At 66.3% G+C, this 17,015-nt stretch carries 15 protein-coding genes; 10 read left to right on the top strand and 5 right to left on the bottom strand.

Annotation, left to right across the window (positions count from 1 at the left end):
• Positions 1-467: 467 nt before the first annotated feature.
• Positions 468-1,940, bottom strand: a complete 1,473-nt coding sequence (locus JYK05_RS08475; protein WP_175944288.1) for an HDOD domain-containing protein — start codon at positions 1,938-1,940, stop codon at positions 468-470.
• A 141-nt stretch (positions 1,941-2,081) separates the two neighbouring features.
• Positions 2,082-3,959, bottom strand: coding sequence for a bifunctional diguanylate cyclase/phosphodiesterase (locus JYK05_RS08470; protein ID WP_241269784.1), 1,878 nt, complete (start codon positions 3,957-3,959; stop codon positions 2,082-2,084).
• A 534-nt stretch (positions 3,960-4,493) separates the two neighbouring features.
• Between JYK05_RS08470 and JYK05_RS08465 the strand changes: the two genes are divergently transcribed.
• The 3 genes from JYK05_RS08465 to JYK05_RS08455 are packed head-to-tail and all read left to right on the top strand — an operon-like array spanning position 4,494 to position 6,895.
• The gene (locus tag JYK05_RS08465; RefSeq protein ID WP_175944284.1) at positions 4,494-5,768 is read left to right on the top strand and encodes an EAL and HDOD domain-containing protein; all 1,275 of its coding nucleotides are present in this window, start codon (positions 4,494-4,496) and stop codon (positions 5,766-5,768) included.
• A gap of 52 nt (positions 5,769-5,820) precedes the next feature.
• Positions 5,821-6,372 carry a peroxiredoxin gene (locus tag JYK05_RS08460; RefSeq protein ID WP_371826421.1) on the top strand — a complete coding sequence of 184 codons (552 nt, stop codon included), beginning with the start codon at positions 5,821-5,823 and terminating at the stop codon, positions 6,370-6,372.
• Between the two features lie 37 nt (positions 6,373-6,409).
• Positions 6,410-6,895, top strand: coding sequence for a hypothetical protein (locus JYK05_RS08455; protein WP_206466636.1), 486 nt, complete (start codon positions 6,410-6,412; stop codon positions 6,893-6,895).
• Between the two features lie 15 nt (positions 6,896-6,910).
• Here the strand turns inward: JYK05_RS08455 and cydB are convergent, their stop codons facing one another.
• Together cydB and JYK05_RS08445 are read right to left on the bottom strand one after the other, a co-directional pair.
• Complete coding sequence (gene cydB, locus JYK05_RS08450) at positions 6,911-7,918, bottom strand: cytochrome d ubiquinol oxidase subunit II (protein ID WP_206466635.1); 1,008 nt, start codon at positions 7,916-7,918, stop codon at positions 6,911-6,913.
• A gap of 24 nt (positions 7,919-7,942) precedes the next feature.
• The gene (locus JYK05_RS08445; RefSeq protein ID WP_206466634.1) at positions 7,943-9,406 is read right to left on the bottom strand and encodes a cytochrome ubiquinol oxidase subunit I; all 1,464 of its coding nucleotides are present in this window, start codon (positions 9,404-9,406) and stop codon (positions 7,943-7,945) included.
• Between the two features lie 224 nt (positions 9,407-9,630).
• Between JYK05_RS08445 and sugE the strand changes: the two genes are divergently transcribed.
• From sugE to JYK05_RS08410, 7 genes are all read left to right on the top strand, one after another.
• Positions 9,631-9,951, top strand: a complete 321-nt coding sequence (gene sugE, locus JYK05_RS08440) for a quaternary ammonium compound efflux SMR transporter SugE (protein WP_206466633.1) — start codon at positions 9,631-9,633, stop codon at positions 9,949-9,951.
• Between the two features lie 273 nt (positions 9,952-10,224).
• Complete coding sequence (locus JYK05_RS08435; RefSeq protein ID WP_206466632.1) at positions 10,225-10,854, top strand: DUF4126 domain-containing protein; 630 nt, start codon at positions 10,225-10,227, stop codon at positions 10,852-10,854.
• A complete protein-coding gene (locus tag JYK05_RS08430; RefSeq protein ID WP_371826372.1) occupies positions 10,851-13,451 on the top strand; it encodes an ABC transporter permease in 2,601 nt (866 codons plus the stop codon). The genes JYK05_RS08435 and JYK05_RS08430 overlap by 4 nt, the downstream gene beginning before the upstream one ends.
• A gap of 20 nt (positions 13,452-13,471) precedes the next feature.
• Positions 13,472-13,906, top strand: coding sequence for a group II truncated hemoglobin (locus JYK05_RS08425; RefSeq protein WP_206466631.1), 435 nt, complete (start codon positions 13,472-13,474; stop codon positions 13,904-13,906).
• An 83-nt stretch (positions 13,907-13,989) separates the two neighbouring features.
• Positions 13,990-14,721, top strand: coding sequence for an alanyl-tRNA editing protein (locus JYK05_RS08420; RefSeq protein ID WP_206466630.1), 732 nt, complete (start codon positions 13,990-13,992; stop codon positions 14,719-14,721).
• Positions 14,718-15,302 carry a DUF924 family protein gene (locus JYK05_RS08415; protein ID WP_241269783.1) on the top strand — a complete coding sequence of 195 codons (585 nt, stop codon included), beginning with the start codon at positions 14,718-14,720 and terminating at the stop codon, positions 15,300-15,302. Before JYK05_RS08420 ends, JYK05_RS08415 begins: the two co-directional genes overlap by 4 nt.
• 66 nt (positions 15,303-15,368) lie before the next feature.
• Positions 15,369-16,244: a DUF5672 family protein gene (locus JYK05_RS08410; RefSeq protein ID WP_206466628.1), complete on the top strand. Its 876-nt coding sequence runs from the start codon at positions 15,369-15,371 to the stop codon at positions 16,242-16,244.
• 16 nt (positions 16,245-16,260) lie between these two features.
• On the opposite strand, the gene JYK05_RS08405 is transcribed toward JYK05_RS08410, so the two are convergent.
• The gene (locus JYK05_RS08405) at positions 16,261-17,007 is read right to left on the bottom strand and encodes an SDR family oxidoreductase (RefSeq protein WP_206466627.1); all 747 of its coding nucleotides are present in this window, start codon (positions 17,005-17,007) and stop codon (positions 16,261-16,263) included.
• Positions 17,008-17,015 lie beyond the last annotated feature (8 nt).

Genomic DNA, 17,015 nt, shown 5'->3' with positions numbered 1-17,015 from the left:
GCATTAACACCGGCGCGTAGGTGCCGGCTCGGCCGCGGTTGCGCCTATAGCTGCCCGTGGCCGCTTACGACTTGCGACTTACGACTTGCGGCTGTGGCAACGGCTACGACTAAAACTACGGCTACGACTGCGGCTACGGCTACGGCTATTCGTTGAAGTAATTGTTCAGTGATGCGAAGCATAAGATGGTTTTGACGAGCCAAGGGGCTCGGAGGACGTGGGTGTTCAGTGGGCGTGGAGGGTGATTCAGGGCTGTTTCAAGCTGAGTGCCAATGTCTTTCTGCGGAGTGACCACACGATCAATGCTTTGGGCCAAGAAAAAGCTGCTTTCTTTGGTTACTTTCTTTGCAGCAGCAAAGAAAGTGACCCCCGCCCCGGGGAGGGGCAACGCAAATAGACCGATACAAAAACAAGTTCCCCGACGAAAGAGCGCGGCGAGAACAAAGAGCAACGAGAAAAACAAAAGCTCAGATCAACTCAACTTCCTTCCAATCAGCATTGGAAAAGAAACGGCTAAGCTCCCGTGTGAGCTCATTGAGCGCCCCCATCTCCTGGGGAGAAATCTTGTGCACATGCTGCCCCACCGTCCAGTCGCCATAAACGAGCGCGACAGTCGAATCCTTCGACTTCACGGGCAGCAGCACGAAAGCCTGCGCCTCGCCGAGCGTCTCCTTGTACCAGCGCGGCAAACGCGCGTCGATCCGCGGATCGTGGGCATTCTCGATGAAGATGCCGACTGGATTCGTGATCGCGAGATGGAACACATCGGGCCGGAACTCAGCGCTAAAAGAAAGCGAAGAAAGCATCGGCTCGATGCCCGCGCCCATCCCCAGACGCGCCTGGAATTCGTTGTTTGCCTGACGCACGAAGACGACCGTGCGCGAAAGACCGAGCCCCGCGAGCACCGCCTCCGACGCCAGCGCCAGCACCGGCGAGAGCGCGTTCTTCGACGGCAGCGAGCGCAAGTCGGCAAGACTCGCGCCGATGCGCGCCTCCGCCGATACGCTCGCCCGCGCCATGGCGTCCGCGTTCGCCTGCAATTCGACGATCTCGCGCATCACGCCGTCGCCGCTGTCCTCGCTCGCGAGCGCAAGGCTCATCGACGCGAGGGTTTCCGCATCCGCATTGAGTGCGCCGCTGTAGCGCTCGGCGATATCGACGAGCATCGATTCGCGCCCGCCCGCCGCGACGTTCTGCGCGGTGAGCGCATCGGCTACTTCGGTCGAATAGTTGGTGACGGCCTGTAGCCAGCGCACGTGCTTCGGCACGGTTTCATCCGGCGGCGCGGTCGGGTCGCTCGCGCGCATGCCGGCGCGGATCGTTTCCGGCAGACGCCAGCGGTCCGCCGCCTCGATGCCGATTTCCTCGAACGTCACGCCGAGCAGCGCGGCGCACGCGCTGCTGTCGCTGATGTTCTCGGTGGCCGCTTTGCGGCGCAACTGGTCCCACTCGTGTTCGAGATAGAACGCGACGAGCAGCTTGCCGATCTGCCGCATCAGCGTGCAGACCACCGCTTCTTCCGCTGAACGGAGGTCGATGCGCTCCGTCACTTGCCGGGCGACGGTGCCCGAAAGCAGCGTGCGGTTGAGTTCGAGCTTGGCGTCGATGCGGCGCGGCGCGCTCTGATGAAAGTGGTCGACGAGCTTGAGTCCGACGACGAGATGGCCGACCGCGTCCATGCCGAGCACCATCAGCGCCCGCGTGACGGTCGTGATGTTGCCGCCGAAAGCCATGTACATCGCGGAATTGGCGAGCCGCAGCACCTTCTGCGTGAGCCCGAAGTCCGACAGCACGACTTGCACGAGCGCAGTGAAGTCGAGGTCGTCGTCGCTCATCGCGGACACGGTCGTGCGCAGCGCCTGCGAAAGCATCGGGAAGTCCCCGCGCTCGCTCATGCGCCCCCACAACTTGTCCAGTAGTTCGGCCTTGGTGCGTGCCATGCGTAAAAAAACCTGTTGTAGCGCAACGGCTAACCCGAAGCGGCTCTGCCCGATCCATTCATTCAGCGGCCAGCCCCGGAAGATACACGGATTCAGGGCGTTAAGGCGCGCTCTTCGATTAGAACACGAACATTCGTACGCTCATATTGTCTCGTGCAGCACGAGCGAACTCGATTGGAACGAACGCGCGAGTTCGTCCGACGGCATGGCATGACTGATCAGCCAGCCCTGTATGTGGTCGCAGCCCATTTCGGCGAGCAAGTCCCGCTGCGCCTCGGTCTCGACGCCTTCCGCGACGAGTTCCAGTCCGAGCGACTGCGCGAGCCCGACCACCGCGCTCACGATCGCGCGGTTGTTGCGCGACGTAATCAGGTTTTCGACAAAGCTGCGGTCGATCTTGAGCTTCGCGAGCGGAAACCGTTGCAGATAGGCGAGGCTCGAATATCCGGTGCCGAAGTCGTCCACGGCAAAGCGGATGCCGAGCGCGCGCAGCGCTTCGAGCAGGCGCGTCGCTTCTTCCGGGTCCTGCATCAGCAGGCTTTCGGTGATCTCGAAGACGAGCCGCTTCGCGTCGATGCCCGTCAGCGCGATGGCTTCCTTCACCGCGGCCAGGAAGCGCTTGTCGCGGAACTGCCGCGGCGACACGTTCACCGACACGTAATCGAGCCGGATGCCGATGGCGTCCCACTGCACGAGCTGCATGCACGCCGCCTTCAGCACCCAGTTGCCGAGATAGTTGATGAGGCCGATGGACTCCGCGAGCGGAATGAACGTCGACGGCGGCACGAGCCCATGCACCGGATGATGCCAGCGCATCAGCGCTTCCACGCCGACGACCGCGCCCGTGCGGATCTTCGTGATCGGCTGGAAGAAGAGCGAGAACTCGCCGTTGCGCACGGCCTCGTAGAGGTCCGCTTCGAGCTTCAGACGCTCCGCGTCGGCGGGATCGTCGTCGAGCGTATGGACGACGAGCGTGTTGCCGCCCGCGGCCTTCGCCTGCGCGAGCGCGAGATCGGCCATGCGCAGCAGGCTCGCCTGCACGCCGGATTTCGCCGTCGCGCCGTCTTTCACGGCGTGGTCCGGATACAACGCCACGCCGATGCTCGCCGACAAATGCGTGTGCTGCCCGCGATACCGGTACGGCTGCGCGATCGCGGTCAAGAGCCGGCGCGCAAGATTCTCGGCGGCTTCGGCGGTCGCGCCCGCGGGCAGCAGCAGGGCGAACTCGTCGCCGGCGACGCGCGCCACGCGCTCACCGTGCGTGGCCGTGTGCTGGATGCGGCGCGCGGTTTCGCGCAGCATGTCGTCGCCGGCATCGGAGCCGAGCGCGCGGTTGATGCGCTGATAGTCGTCGATATCCAGCAGGACGAGCGCCGTATGCGTCCGCGTGCGTTCCGCTTCGGTCTGCATCGCGGTCACCGCCGCCTGAAGCGCGGTCGCGTTCTCGAGGCCGGTGAGCGGATCGTGATGCAGCGCGTGCGTGAGCGACGCTTCGCGTTCACGCCAGCGCGACACGTCGAACGCGGCGAGCGCGAAGCCGGGCGCGCCTTGCGAGGCGGTCGCCAGAAGCCGCAGCTCGACGCAGATCGGGTAAGTGAGCGACTTCACGAGGTTGAGCGTCGCGCATTCGAGCTGGCCGCTTGCGCGCGCGCGGGCGACGAGCGCGTCCAGTTCGCCTGCTTCCTCCGACGGCACGAGATCGTGCAGCGTCAGCATGCTCAGGTAGTCGTGGTGATAGCCGATGAAGTCGATGCTCGCGTGCGACACGTACTGAAAGCGCAGCGCGTCGTCCACGTGCGCGAGGAAATCGACCGCGCCGAGCGTCGCTTCGAGCGCGGCGGCGGGCTTGCCCGCGATGCTTACGCCGTGAGCCGCAGAGGACGCGGAGGTCGGCGCCCCAGCGTCGTGCTCGTGCGGATCGCGGTCGTCTCGCGCGGCGGGTCTCCATGCGCGGCAAAGCACATCGAGCGCGATGCGCCACGGTGCGCGGCGGGAGACGGAGGTCCGGTTCGCTTGCATGGTCAGTTAAGGTTCTCGCGGCGGCGCGCGGCCGATGGTCGACGCACGGGCTGATCGTCGGATGCTTCGGCGGCGCGCGATTACCGCTTCGAGCGGCTCGGCGTTCGGCGCGTCGGCATGACGCGCGGCACGCTCTATCAGGCGAGTTATCGGCGGTTCAGCGAAATTCTTTAACCGTCATGCCGCTGCATGGCGCTCTGGCCCGAGACGCCGCCGGCAATCAGGGAAAACGCCCGGCGCGGCCGTTGCGCGCTTGGCGTAAAAGATGGACGCATGGCGATTTTCGGTTACAGTGCGCGTTTCCGGCGGAAACGCCCCGGCCCCGGTCGCCATGCGGCGGGCGTTCCGCGTTACGGTCGCCCGATTCGGGAATTTGTCGCACACGTTACGCTTCATGATCGATTGTCTTTTATCGCCGGCCCGAGCAGGTCGTTGCGGCTTCGAGACCGCTCACGTGCCGGCGTCGGCGCAAACCTTTGCGTCCACACTCGTAGTCCCGCCTGACGGATTCGTCGCGCTCATTCGGTTCCCGTCATGCCCGATTCTTCGCTGAAACTGCGCGCCCGACGCGAGCCGAGCGTCTATGTCGGCCGCCAGCCGATTCTCGACGGCGCGGGCGCGCTCGCCGCCTACGAGCTCCTCTTCCGCGATAGCCCCGAGAACCGCGCTCGCGTCGATGACGACGTGCAGGCGACCGCGCATGTCGTCGCGCGCACGGTCGGCGAGATCGGCGTGCCGGCCGTGCTGGGCCTGCATCCCGGCTACGTGAACATGAGCCGCGAGCTGATCTTCGACGACATCGTGCATCTCATGCAGCCCGAGCGATTCGTGCTCGAGTTGCTGGAGAACATCGAGTTCGACGACGCGCTCTTCAAGCGATGCGCGCAGTTGCGCCGCGATGGCTTTCGCTTCGCGCTGGACGACGTGACGCGCCTCGACGATGCATTGCTCGCCGCGCTGCCATCGGTCGATATCGTCAAAGTGGACCTGCTCGCCGCCGAGCGCTCGCAGTTGCGCGAACTGACGGCGCTCGTGAAGAAGCACGGCAAGCTGCTCGTCGCGGAAAAGGTCGAGACGCACGAGGACTTCACAGAGGCGCGCGAACTCGGCTTCGATCTCTTTCAGGGCTACTTCTTCGCGCGGCCGCAAGTGCTGTCGGCGCGGCGCGCGAGCCCGGCGCGCGGCACGCTGCTGCGGCTTCTGGCCGTGCTCGGCAGCGATCCCGGCCTGCGCGAGCTCGAAGTGGAACTGAAGCGCAATCCGGATATCGTGCTGCAACTCATGCGCCTCGCCAATTCGAGCGCCCATGCGCGCGGACGCAACGTGTCGTCGCTGAAGGAAGCCATGGCCGCCGCCGGCACGCGCCAGTTGATGCGCTGGACGCAACTGCTGCTGTACGCGGACGGCAGCGGCCTGCCGTGGCGCTCGGATCCGCTCCTGCAACTCGTCGGCACGCGCGCGCGCTTCATGGAACTGGCGGCGAATGCGCTGCGTCCATCGGATGAAGCGTTCTCGGATGCCGCGTTCATGACCGGCATTTTTTCGCTCGTGCATGTGGTGGTGGATCTGCAGCCGGCCGAAATTGTCGATAAGCTGCATCTGGCCGCCGATATCCGCTCGGCCATTTTGGCCGGCAAGGGCGAACTGGGCGCGCTGCTCGGCATCGCGCGGGCGACTGAGCGCGGGGATATCGAAGCGATCGACGCGCGCCGGCTCGCCGATCCGGCGCTCGACGCGCTGACGCCCGCGCTTCTGGCTTCGCTTCAGGTCGAAGCGGCCGCGTGGTTCAGCGAACAGCGGCTCGACTGAACGCCGCACCAACCGGTCACGGAGAGACATCCGCATGAAAAGAAGAACGAAGATGGCAGGCGTGGCGCTTTCGGGCTTGATCGCATGCGCGGTCGCGGCGTATCCGTTGATGGCGCGCGCCACCCTCAAGCCGGGCGATGTCGCGCCGCCGTTCGTCACGCAGGCGTCGCTCGGCGGCAACGTCTTCGACTACTCGCTCGCGGACGCGCTAAAGAAAGGCCCGGTTGTGCTGTACTTCTATCCGGCGGCTTTCACGAAGGGCTGCACGATCGAGGCGCACGAGTTCGCCGAAGCGGTGGATCAATACAAGGCGCAGGGCGCGACGGTGATCGGCGTGTCGCACGACGATATCGGCACGCTGCAGCGTTTTTCAGTGAGCGAATGCCGCAGCAAGTTCCCGGTCGCGGCCGACACCGACGCGAAGATCATCGGCGCATACGACGCCGCATTGCCGTTCAAGAGCTCGATGGCCAACCGCGTGTCGTACGTGATCGCGCCGGACGGCAAGGTCATCTACGAATACACGAGCCTGTCGCCGGATCAGCACGTCGCGAACACGCTGCAGGCGCTGCGCGACTGGAACGCGAAGCACAAGGCACAGTGATGGCGGCCGCTTCGTTCGCTCGCAAAGGGTAGCCGTCATGCCGATCGTTCTCGCGCTCATCGCGCTGGCGGCGCTGATCTACGGCGCGGTGTGGTCCTTCGACGCGCTCGATGCGCGCTTCGGGCTGGGCGTGGCCGTCGGCGTCGCGGTGGTCGTGGCGGCGGCGGTCGCGGCGGGCATCGCGTACTGGCTCGCGCGGCGTCGCGAAATCGCGCCGAATCTGCCGCGCGTCAAGGGCGACGCCACCAACTGGACGCACGAACTGAAGCGCGACTGGGGCGGCGTGCGGCTCGCCGCGGGCAAGCGCCTGCTGGACGTGCGCGTAGGCGATGCGACCGGCCACTACATCTTCGCGGACTTGCGCGACGCGCAGCTGGCGCACGATGACGCGCGTGGCGAGTGGCACGTCATTCTCGACGTCGCCGACAAGGCTCACGGCCAATGGCGTCTGCCGATGACCGACCGCGCAGAAGCCCGCAAGTGGACGCGCATTCTCTCGCTCGCGGTCGCGCAAAAGCTCTGACGCGCGATGCGGCTGTCATTCCACGTGATAGCCGATGTCGCTGCGCACCTTGCCACGAAACACCCAGTACGACCAGGTCACGTAGATCATCAGCACCGGCAGCAGGAACAGCGTTCCGATCAGGAAGAACTGATGCGTGATCGGCGCGGCCGACGCGTCCCATAGCGTCACGGAAGGCGGCGCGATAAACGGCCACAGGCTGATGACGAGCCCCGTGAACGCGAGGAAGAAAAGGCCCATCGAGCAGACGAAGGGCAGCACTTCGCGGCCTTTTGTGAGGCTCGACCAGAGCTTCCACGCGAGAAACGCGGTCAGCAACGGCACGGGCGCGAACGCGAAGGCCATCGGAAAGCCGAACCAGCGCGCCGCGATGCGCGCGTCTTTGAGCGGCGTCCACAAGCTGATGAGCAGAATGAACGCGAGCACGCCGATGAGCGCGAAGCGCGCCATCTTGCGGCCCCACGCCTGCAAGTCGCCTTCGGTCTTGAGCACGAGCCACGTCGAGCCTTGCAGCGCGTAGCCGAATATCAGGCCGACGCCGACCAGGAGCGGAAACGGCGCGAGCCAGTCCCAGCTCGTTCCCGAGTACTGACGGCCGACGATCGGAAAGCCCTGAATGAACATGCCGAGCACGATGCCTTGCGAGAACGTGGCGAGCAGCGACCCGTACGCGAACGCGCGATCCCACAGCCACTTGCGCGCGCCGACGACTTCGCGGAATTCGAACGCCACGCCGCGAAAGATCAGCCCGAGCAGCATGAAGAGAATCGGGAAATAGACGGCCGGCACGATGATCGCGTAGGCGAGCGGAAACACCGCGAACAGTCCGCCGCCGCCGAGCACGAGCCACGTTTCGTTGAAGTCCCAGACGGGCGCGACGGAGTTGATCATCAAGTTGCGCTCGTCGTGGTCGCGGCGCAGCAGAAAGAGCATGCCGACGCCGAGATCGAAGCCGTCGAGCAGCACGTACATGAACACGGCCAGCGCGAGAATGGCGGCCCACAGCGGCACGAGATCGAGCATCGCGTTCTCCGGTTGTCAGGATGGCTAGTGCGGCCGGCGCGGCGGCACGATGTCGTCGCTCGGCGCGACATCCGCCGTTTGCCGCGACGTGTCGCCGCTCGACGATACCGCCGAAAGCGGCCGCGCCGCGCGCGTCTTCGGCTGAAGCAGTTCGTTCTCGTGGCCTTGCGTGGCTTCGGACGGACCGATGCGCACCAGACGCCGCAAGAGGATGTATCCCGAGCCGAAGATCACGGCGTACGCGAGCACGTAGAGCAGCCACGAGAGCCCGACATCGCCGGTGGTGAGCGAGGGCGTCACCGAATCGCGGGTGCGCAGCACGCCGTACACGGTCCACGGCTGCCGGCCGGCTTCGGTCGTCGTCCACCCGGCGAGCACGGCGATGAAGCCGAGCGGCATCGCGAACGTGGCCGCGCGCAGCCATCGCCGGCTGCGTTCCAGCTTGCCGCGCGCGAAGAGCACGATGCCCGACAGCACGATCGCGAGCATCAGCATCGCGATCCCGACCATGATGTGGAACGCGAAGAACACGACCGCGACAGGCGGGCGGTCCTCGCGCGGAAAGTCCTTGAGGCCGCGCACGTAGCCGTTCGGATCGTGCGTCAGATAGATGCTGCCTAGCACCGGCACCGAAATCTCGAAGTGATTGCGCTCTTCGTCCTGATCGGGAATGGAGAGGAGATTGGCGGGCACGCGCGAGCCGGAGTCCCACAGCGCCTCCATTGCGGCGAGCTTGGCCGGCTGATGCTTGAGCGTGTTGAGGCCGTGAGCGTCGCCGAGCACCATCTGCACGGGCACCATGATGATCAGGAAGATCAGCGACATCTTGAGCATCACGCGGCTTTCCTCGATCGCGCGGCCCTGACGCATGTACATGGCGCCGACGCCGAGAATGACGAAGGCGGTGGTCACGAGAAACGCGCTCACCGTGTGGCTCAGCCGGAACGGAAACGACGGCGAGAAGATCACGTCGAAGAAGCTGACCACTTCGAAGCGGCCGTCGGGCATGAGGCGGTAGCCTTGCGGCGTCTGCATCCAGCTATTGACGGCGAGAATCCAGAACGACGAGATGAGCGTGCCGAGCGCGACGAACAGCGCGGACATCACGTGCGCCCACTGCGGCACGAGCTTGCGGCCGAAGAGCAGCACGCCGAGAAACGCCGATTCCAGGAAGAACGCGGTCAGCACTTCGTAGCCCATCAGCGGGCCGACGACGTTCGCGGTGCGGTCGGCGTAGCGGCTCCAGTTGGTGCCGAACTGAAACGGCATCACGATGCCCGACACCACGCCCATGCCGAACGACACCGCGAAGATCTTGAGCCAGAACGCCGACAGCCGCCGGTAGACATCGCGCTTGGTGATCCACCAGTTGACTTCCAGCGTGGCGATGAAGCAGGCGAGCCCGACGGTGAAAGCCGGAAGCAAGATATGAAACGCGATGACCCACGCGAACTGAAAGCGCGAGAGCAGAACCGGGTCGATATGCATGAACGCTCCTTGGCGATTCTTGCAACGTTTGCGTCGAACGATGCGAAAGTGCGCGCGTCGTCCTTGGTCGTCCTTTAATACACCGTTTGCCGGGGCGGGACACGCGGCGCGCATGACCCCTTTGCTACAATTTCGACCTCGCGCTCATCAGCTAACCGCGTGCCGGACGACCGGGACGCGCATCGACTCATTGGGGACGGCCCCATTTTCATGGGAGTGACCCGATGTCCTGGATTCTTCTCTTCATTGCCGGTCTGCTGGAAGTCGCGTGGGCGGCGGGGCTCAAGTCGTCCGACGGCTTCACCAAGCTCGGGCCGTCCGTGTTCACACTCGTGACGGCCATCGGCAGCTTCGTGCTGCTCGCGCTCGCCATGCGCCAGTTGCCGCTCGGCACCGCGTATGCGGTGTGGACCGGCATCGGCGCGGTCGGCGCGTTCGTGTTCGGCATCGTGTTCATGGGCGAGGCGGTGTCGGCGGCGCGCATCGTGAGCGCGGTGCTCATCATCGCGGGCTTGATCGGACTCAAGCTCACGTCGGGGCACTGAAAGGCGCGGGAACGGCAATCGCTTGACCGCTGCGGTGCCACACGCCCACTGCGGGCATTTTGCGTGGATATAATGATCTGAAGTCAGTCTGCCGGGCGCCTCGCGTGCGGTTGCGGTTTTCGCGGCGAGAGGCTGGCGGTTCCATCTTACGCGCGCCCGCGTCGCGGCATTTGTCGGTCACGCTCCGATCAGCGGAAGCGGGCCGATTGTTTCAGCCGGTACAGCATCGAGCCGTGGCCCCAAGCGCGCGGCTGGCGCAACAAGGAGGCGGCAATGCTGGAATCACTTTCGCTCGCTGCGGGCCTTTCATGGGCGAGCGGGCTGCGCCTGTACCTCACGGTCTTCGTCGCCGGCCTGTTCGCCCGCATGGGCGTCATTCATCTGCCCGACACGCTCGCCGTGCTCGCTTCCCCGTGGGTGATCGGCGCGGCGGCGTTCCTCGCGTTCGTCGAATTTCTCGCCGACAAGATCCCCGCGCTGGATTCCCTGTGGGACGCCATTCATACGTTCATTCGCATTCCCGCCGGCGCCGTGCTCGCGGCGGGCTCGCTCGGCCACGCCGATCCGACGCTGCTCACCATCGCCGCGCTCGCGGGCGGCACGCTCGCCGGGGCGTCGCATTTCGCGAAAGCGGGCACGCGCGCGCTCATCAATCTTTCGCCGGAGCCGGTGTCGAACTGGGCGGCATCCGCCACCGAAGATGTCGGCGCGACGCTCGGCCTCGTCCTCGCGTTCTTCGTGCCGCTGCTGTTCCTCGTCATGCTGATCGCGTTTCTGGTGGTGGCCGGCTGGGCGCTGCCGCGTCTCGTGCGCGGCGTGCACGGCGGCGTGTCGCGCATGGCCAAGCATATGCTGCCGGGCACGCATAACCCGATCAGCCGACTGCGGAGCAAGCACGATTGAGCACCGCGGCCAACGACAAACCGGCGGCCAAGGCGTCGCACGCACCTCACCACACGCATTCGGGCGCCCGACTCGACTTCCTCCAGACCGTGCGCCAGTCATGGCGCATGACCGCGCGCGACTGGCGCGCGGGCGAACTCACGATGCTGTTGCTCGCGCTCGTGCTGGCCGTCGCCGCGTTGTCGAGCGTCGGTTTTCTCGCGGATCGCATGCGGCAGGGACTTGCGCGCGACGCCCGCCAGATGATCGCCGCCGATTTCGTCGTGCGCGCCGATCACCCCGTCGATCCGATGTTCGCTCAAGAAGCGCGCGCGCTCGGGCTGGAAACGGCGGGCACGACCATTTTCCCGAGCATGGTCAGTTCGGCCGGGCAGACGCCGCTTTCGCGCCTCGCGGCGATCAAGGGCGTGACGCCGGGCTATCCGTTGCGCGGCGCGCTGCGTATCGCGCCGGGCCCCGATGCGCCCGATGCGCCCGCGCAAGGCATTCCCGCGCCCGGCACCGTCTGGGTCGATCCCGCGCTGCTCGACGCGCTGAAGACAAAAGTCGGCGGCGCGGTGAAGGTCGGCACGCGCACCTTCACGGTCGCGGCGGTCATCACGCGGGAAATGGACCGCGGCTTCTCGTTCGTGAACTTCTCGCCGCGTCTGATGATGCGCGCCGATGAAATCGCGGCAACGGGGCTGGTCGGCTACGGCAGCCGCGTGACGTACCGGCTACTCGTCGCGGGACCGGACGCGCAGGTCGAGCGGTTCGCGCAGTTCGCGCGCGGCAAGACCGACGGCGGCAAGCTGCGCGGCGTCGCGCTTGAATCGCTGTCGGACGGCCAGCCGCAAGTGCGGCAGACCATCGACCGCGCGAGCCACTTCCTCACGCTCGTTTCGCTCCTGACGGCGCTGCTCGCTGCGGTCGCCATCGCGATGGCCGCGCACCGCTTCGCGCGACGCCATCTGGACGGCTGCGCCGCGATGCGCTGCCTCGGCGTCAGCCAGCGGACGCTGCGCGCGCTCTTCGTCAACGAATTTCTGGCGATCGGCGTGATCGGCAGCGTGGCGGGCATCGTGCTCGGGTTCATCGGGCATCTGGTGCTGCTGCACGCGCTGGGTTCGCTCGTCGATGTCGAGTTGCCGCAGGCGAGCGTCTGGCCCGCGTTGCAAGGCATCGCGATGGGCCTCGTGCTGCTGCTCGGCTTCGCGCTGCCGCCGCTTTTGCCGCTGACGCGCGTGCCGCCGGTCCACGTGATCCGCCGCGAACTGGGCGATGCCAGCCGTATCGCGTATGCGGCGTACGGCATCGGCGTGCTGCTGTTCGGGGCGCTGCTCGTGGTCGCGGCGGGCGAGCTGAAGCTCGGCGTGATCGTCGCGGGCGGGTTCGCGGCGGGGCTGCTGCTTTTCGGCGTCATCGCGCGGGCGGCGCTGTGGGCGGCGGCGCGCTTCGTGCGGCGCGAGAGGAGCCGCGCGGGCGTCGGCTGGCGCTATGCGCTCGCGTCGCTGGAGCGGCGCAGCGGCGCGAGCGCGTTGCAGATCACGGCGCTCGGCATCGGGCTGATGTGTCTCTTGCTGATCGGCATGACGCGCAACGATCTCATCAAGGGATGGCGCGACGCCACGCCGCCGGATGCGCCCAACGAGTTCCTGATCGACATCCAGCCGGACCAGCGCGACGGCGTGCTCGCCTATCTGCACGGCCACGGCCAGCCCGACGCCGTGCTTTCGCCGATGGTGCGCGCGCGCCTCGTCGCGATCAACGGCAAAGCGGTGAATCCGGACAGCTACGACAAGCCGGACGCGAAGCGGCTGGTGGACCGCGAGTTCAACCTCTCCTACACGACCGCGCTGCCCGACGACAACCGCGTGACGCAGGGCGCGTGGTACGGCACGAGCGGCAAGCCGCAGGTGTCGATGGAAGAGGGCATCGCGAAGACGATCCGCGTGAAGATGGGCGACATGCTGCGTTTCGACGTGGCGGGCCTGCCGGTGGAAGCGCCCGTCACAAGTCTGCGCAAGGTGGACTGGAATTCGTTCAAGGTGAACTTCTTCGTGCTGATGCCGCCCGAGGCGCTCGCGGACTTGCCCGCGACGTTCATCACGAGCTTCCATCTGCCCGCGAACGACCAGCGCATGATCGACGGCCTGATCGCCGCGTACCCGAACGTCACGGCCATCGACACCGCGCCGATTCTCGCGCAGATCCAGCGCACGCTCGCGCAGGTGATCGGCGCGGTGCAGTTCCTTTTCATCTTCACGCTCGCGGCGGGCGTGCTCGTGCTGTACGCGGCGCTTGCCGGCACGCGCGACGAGCGCATGCGCGAGTCGGCGTTGTTGCGCGCGCTCGGCGCGTCGCACCGGCAAGTGCGCTCGGTGCAGGTCGCGGAGTTCGTCGCAGTCGGCGCGTTGTCGGGGCTCATGGCCGCGCTCGGCGCGCAGGGCATCGGCTACGTGCTCGCGTCGCGCGTGTTCGAGTTTCATATCGATTGCAATCCGTGGCTCGTGCCGGCGGGCGTCGTCGCGGGCATCGCGTGCGCGGGGCTCGGCGGCTGGCTCAGCCTGCGGCGCGTGCTGGCGCGACCGGCGCTGCAGTCGCTGCGGGACGCGTAGTTTTCAGTCAAAGCAAAGCAATGAGCGAAGTGAATCAACCGGCTTCCGAAGACGAAGCGACCAATCAACAAGCAGCGCCGACCGCGTTCGAACTGATCGGCGGCGAGGAGCGCGTGCGCGCGCTCGTCGACCGTTTCTACGATTTGATGGACCTGGAGCCCGAGTTCGCGGGCATTCGCGCGCTGCATCCGCCGACGCTCGACAATTCGCGCGACAAGACCTTCTGGTTCCTGTGCGGCTGGATGGGCGGGCCGGATCACTACATCAGCCGCTTCGGGCATCCGCGGCTGCGGGCGCGGCATCTGCCGTTCGCCATCGCGTCGAGCGAGCGCGATCAATGGCTGCGCTGCATGGCCTGGGCGATGGAGGACATCGGCCTCGCCGAGCCGCTGCGCGAGCGCCTGCTCACCTCGTTCTTCAATACCGCCGACTGGATGCGCAACCGTCCCGGCTGATTCGCCCCGCTGTGTACCGGGCGAGGCCGCGCCGGTTTGCGGCATCATCTGCGATCACGCAAGGTTTTCGAGGACACGAAGTCATGACTACACGCGCGCTCTTTCGCGAGGACGCTTATCAACGACGCTGCGATGCGACCGTCACCGCCATCGACGAGGCGGGCATCCATCTGGACCAGACCGTGTTCTATCCGCTCGGCGGCGGGCAGGCGGGCGATGCCGGAACGCTGACGCTCGCGGACGGCACGGTCATCGCCATCGCGGATACGCGCAAGGCCAAGTTCGAAGGCGCGACGCCCGACGATGCCGTGCACGTGCCCGCGCCCGGTCAGGAAGACGCGCTCGCGAAGCTCAAGGTGTGCGACGCCGTGAGCGCGGAAATCGACTGGGAGCGGCGGTACCGGCATATGCGGCTGCACACGGCGAGCCACCTGATCTGCGCGGTGCTGCCGTATCCGGTCGATGGTTGCAGCATCACGACCGATTACGCGCGGCTCGATCTCGCGACCGTCGAGCCGATCGAGCGCGAAGCAGTGGAAGCGAAGCTGCGCGAACTCGTCGGCGGTTCGCACGACGTGCGCACCGAATGGATCACCGACGACGAAATGTCCGCGCGCCCCGAGCTGGTCCGCACGATGAGCGTGAAGCCGCCGATGGGCCTCGGCCGCGTGCGGCTTCTGCGCATCGAGAACGTGGACTTGCAGCCGTGCGGCGGCACGCATGTGCGCAATACCGGCGAAATCGGCACGCTGCGCATCGCCAAGCTGGAAAAGAAGAGCGCGCGCACGCGGCGGCTCGTGTTGGAGCTCGCTTGACCACGGATCCGCGCGCGCAGGACGTGCTGGACTTCTGGTTCGGCGCGCCGGGCTCGCCGGAATTTGGCACCGAGCGCAGGCAGTGGTGGACCAAGAAGCGCGCGTTCGACGCCATGCTGACCGAACGCTTCGGCGCTCTGCTCGACGAAGCGCAGGCGGGCGGCCTGGAAGCGTGGGAACGCGAGCCGCTTTGCGCGCTCGCGCTGATCGTGGTGCTGGATCAGTTCTCGCGCAATTGTTATCGCAACAAGCCGCGCGCCTTCGCCGGCGACGCGCGGGCGCTCGCGGTCGCGAAGAAGCTGGTCGGGCAGGGCGACGATTTGCGGATGCCGAGCGCCTGTCATCGCGCGTTCGTGTACACGCCGTTCGAGCACGACGAAACGCTCGCCAGCCAGCGCCAATCCGTGCGCCTCTTTGCAAAACTGCGCGACGACACGGGCGTCGCGAGCTTCTACGACTCCGCGTTGAGACACGCGGAAGTCATCGAACGATTCGGGCGCTTTCCGCATCGGAACAGGATACTCGGACGCGAGACGCTGCCCGCCGAAGAAGCGTGGCTCGCCGAGCACGGCGGTTTCTAGAACTCCGTCGATAGCCGCGCGCCGCGCGCCGACTTATTTTCATCGCTTTGCTTTTGCGGGAACGCGATGAAAGACTTCAGCAAGATCACACTGGTTTCCGTGACAGGGCTGCCCGACGCGACGCGCGCCGTCTATGCGCTCACGCTGAGCCTGCGCCAGATGCCTGGCGCGCGTGCCGTGCTGTGCAGCCCGCAGGCGCCCGCGAGTCTGCCGGCCGGCATCGAGCATCGCAAGATCGCGCCGCTCAATTATCAGGAATACTCGTGGTTCATGATGTACGCGCTGTGGCGCGTCGTGGAGACCGAGTTCGCGCTGATCGTCCAGGATGACGGCTGGGTGCTCGACACCGCGAACTGGACCGACGATTTTCTCGAATACGATTACGTCGGCCCGATGGCGCACGTCGGACGTATCGATACCAGCGAAGGCACGCGCTGGGTCACGCACTACGCGTGGAGCGCCGAACTCGGCAAGCCTGCGCAGACGGTGATGCCGGTCATCAACGGCGGCTTTTGCTTGCGCAGCCGGCGCATGATGCGCGCGCTCATCGACCATCCCGAGATCCGGATGACGATTCCCGCGCCCGACAAGATCGGCGGCGATCCGCTCAAGGTCGAATGGACGAACTGCGCGCTCAACGAGGACGTGCAACTCACGTGCGTGCTGCGGCCCGAACTGGAAGCCGTCGGCCTGCGGTTCGCGCCGGTCGAGATGTGTCTGCGCTTCGGGATCGAACACGCCGGGGCGGCGCATCGCGACGTCGACATGATGTCGCTCTTCGGGCAGCACTGCAAATGGCGGCGGCTCATCGGCATCGATCCGCCAGTCATTCAGTATCGGACCAAGCGCAGCATCGCCGAGCGCGCGTTTCGGGAAATGGATATCGCGCGCATGCTCGAAGCGCGCGGCTATGAACTTCGCTTCGCGCCCGAAGACCTGTGATGCGCGGGGCGCAAACTTAACGTCCGCCCGTCACGTCCAGAATCGCGCCGGTCACATACGACGACGCGTCCGAGAGCAGCCAGACGATCGACTCTCCGACTTCGTCCGCCGTGCCGGGGCGTCCGAGCGGCGTGTGCACACCGAGCACGTGCGCGCGGTCCGGCTTGCCGCCGCTCGCGTGGATCTCGGTTTCGATGAGGCCGGGGCGGATGGCGTTGACGCGCACGCCTTCCGGGCCGAGCTCCTTGGAAAGCCCGATGGTCATCGCGTCGACCGCGCCTTTGGAGCCCGCGTAGTCCACGTATTCGTTCGGCGACCCGAGCCGCGCCGCCGCCGACGACACGTTCACGAGCGAGCCGCCGTGGCCGCCGCGCGAGCGCGACAGACGCCGCGCCGCCTCGCGGGCGCACAGATACGCGCCGAGCACGTTGGTGTCGAAAATGCGCTTGAGCCGCTCGATGTCCATGTCGGCCAGAGGCGCCCCCGGCGCGACGATGCCCGCGTTGTTCACCACGCCGTCGAGCTTGCCGAAGGCTTGTTCGGTGGCGTCGAACATGGCGATGATCGCCGCTTCGTCGCGCACGTCGCCGGCAATCGCGATGGCCTTGCCGCCCGCCGCGCGCACCGCCGCGACGGTTTCTTCGGCGGCCTGCGCGTTCGACGCGTAGTTCACGCCGACCGACCAGCCGCGCGCGCCCGCGAGAATGGCAGCCGACCGGCCGATGCCGCGGCTCGCGCCGGTGATCAGGATGACTTTGGACATCGCTCGAT

It is taken from the genome of Caballeronia sp. M1242 (genome assembly GCF_017220215.1).
Taxonomy (GTDB): Bacteria; Pseudomonadota; Gammaproteobacteria; order Burkholderiales; family Burkholderiaceae; genus Caballeronia.
This window is presented reverse-complemented; position numbering and strand designations above follow the sequence as displayed.

What these genes read in the sequence shown, in the direction of transcription:
- JYK05_RS08405 (WP_206466627.1), bottom strand. Translation starts at nt 17,007, where the DNA reads ATGTCCAAAGTCATCCTGATCACCGGCGCGAGCCGCGGCATCGGCCGG.
- JYK05_RS08465 (WP_175944284.1), top strand. Translation starts at nt 4,494, where the DNA reads ATGCCCGATTCTTCGCTGAAACTGCGCGCCCGACGCGAGCCGAGCGTC.
- JYK05_RS08460 (WP_371826421.1), top strand. Translation starts at nt 5,821, where the DNA reads ATGGCAGGCGTGGCGCTTTCGGGCTTGATCGCATGCGCGGTCGCGGCG.
- cydB (WP_206466635.1), bottom strand. Translation starts at nt 7,918, where the DNA reads ATGCTCGATCTCGTGCCGCTGTGGGCCGCCATTCTCGCGCTGGCCGTG.
- JYK05_RS08470 (WP_241269784.1), bottom strand. Translation starts at nt 3,959, where the DNA reads ATGCAAGCGAACCGGACCTCCGTCTCCCGCCGCGCACCGTGGCGCATC.
- JYK05_RS08425 (WP_206466631.1), top strand. Translation starts at nt 13,472, where the DNA reads ATGAGCGAAGTGAATCAACCGGCTTCCGAAGACGAAGCGACCAATCAA.
- JYK05_RS08420 (WP_206466630.1), top strand. Translation starts at nt 13,990, where the DNA reads ATGACTACACGCGCGCTCTTTCGCGAGGACGCTTATCAACGACGCTGC.
- sugE (WP_206466633.1), top strand. Translation starts at nt 9,631, where the DNA reads ATGTCCTGGATTCTTCTCTTCATTGCCGGTCTGCTGGAAGTCGCGTGG.
- JYK05_RS08435 (WP_206466632.1), top strand. Translation starts at nt 10,225, where the DNA reads ATGCTGGAATCACTTTCGCTCGCTGCGGGCCTTTCATGGGCGAGCGGG.
- JYK05_RS08445 (WP_206466634.1), bottom strand. Translation starts at nt 9,406, where the DNA reads ATGCATATCGACCCGGTTCTGCTCTCGCGCTTTCAGTTCGCGTGGGTC.
- JYK05_RS08475 (WP_175944288.1), bottom strand. Translation starts at nt 1,940, where the DNA reads ATGGCACGCACCAAGGCCGAACTACTGGACAAGTTGTGGGGGCGCATG.
- JYK05_RS08410 (WP_206466628.1), top strand. Translation starts at nt 15,369, where the DNA reads ATGAAAGACTTCAGCAAGATCACACTGGTTTCCGTGACAGGGCTGCCC.
- JYK05_RS08455 (WP_206466636.1), top strand. Translation starts at nt 6,410, where the DNA reads ATGCCGATCGTTCTCGCGCTCATCGCGCTGGCGGCGCTGATCTACGGC.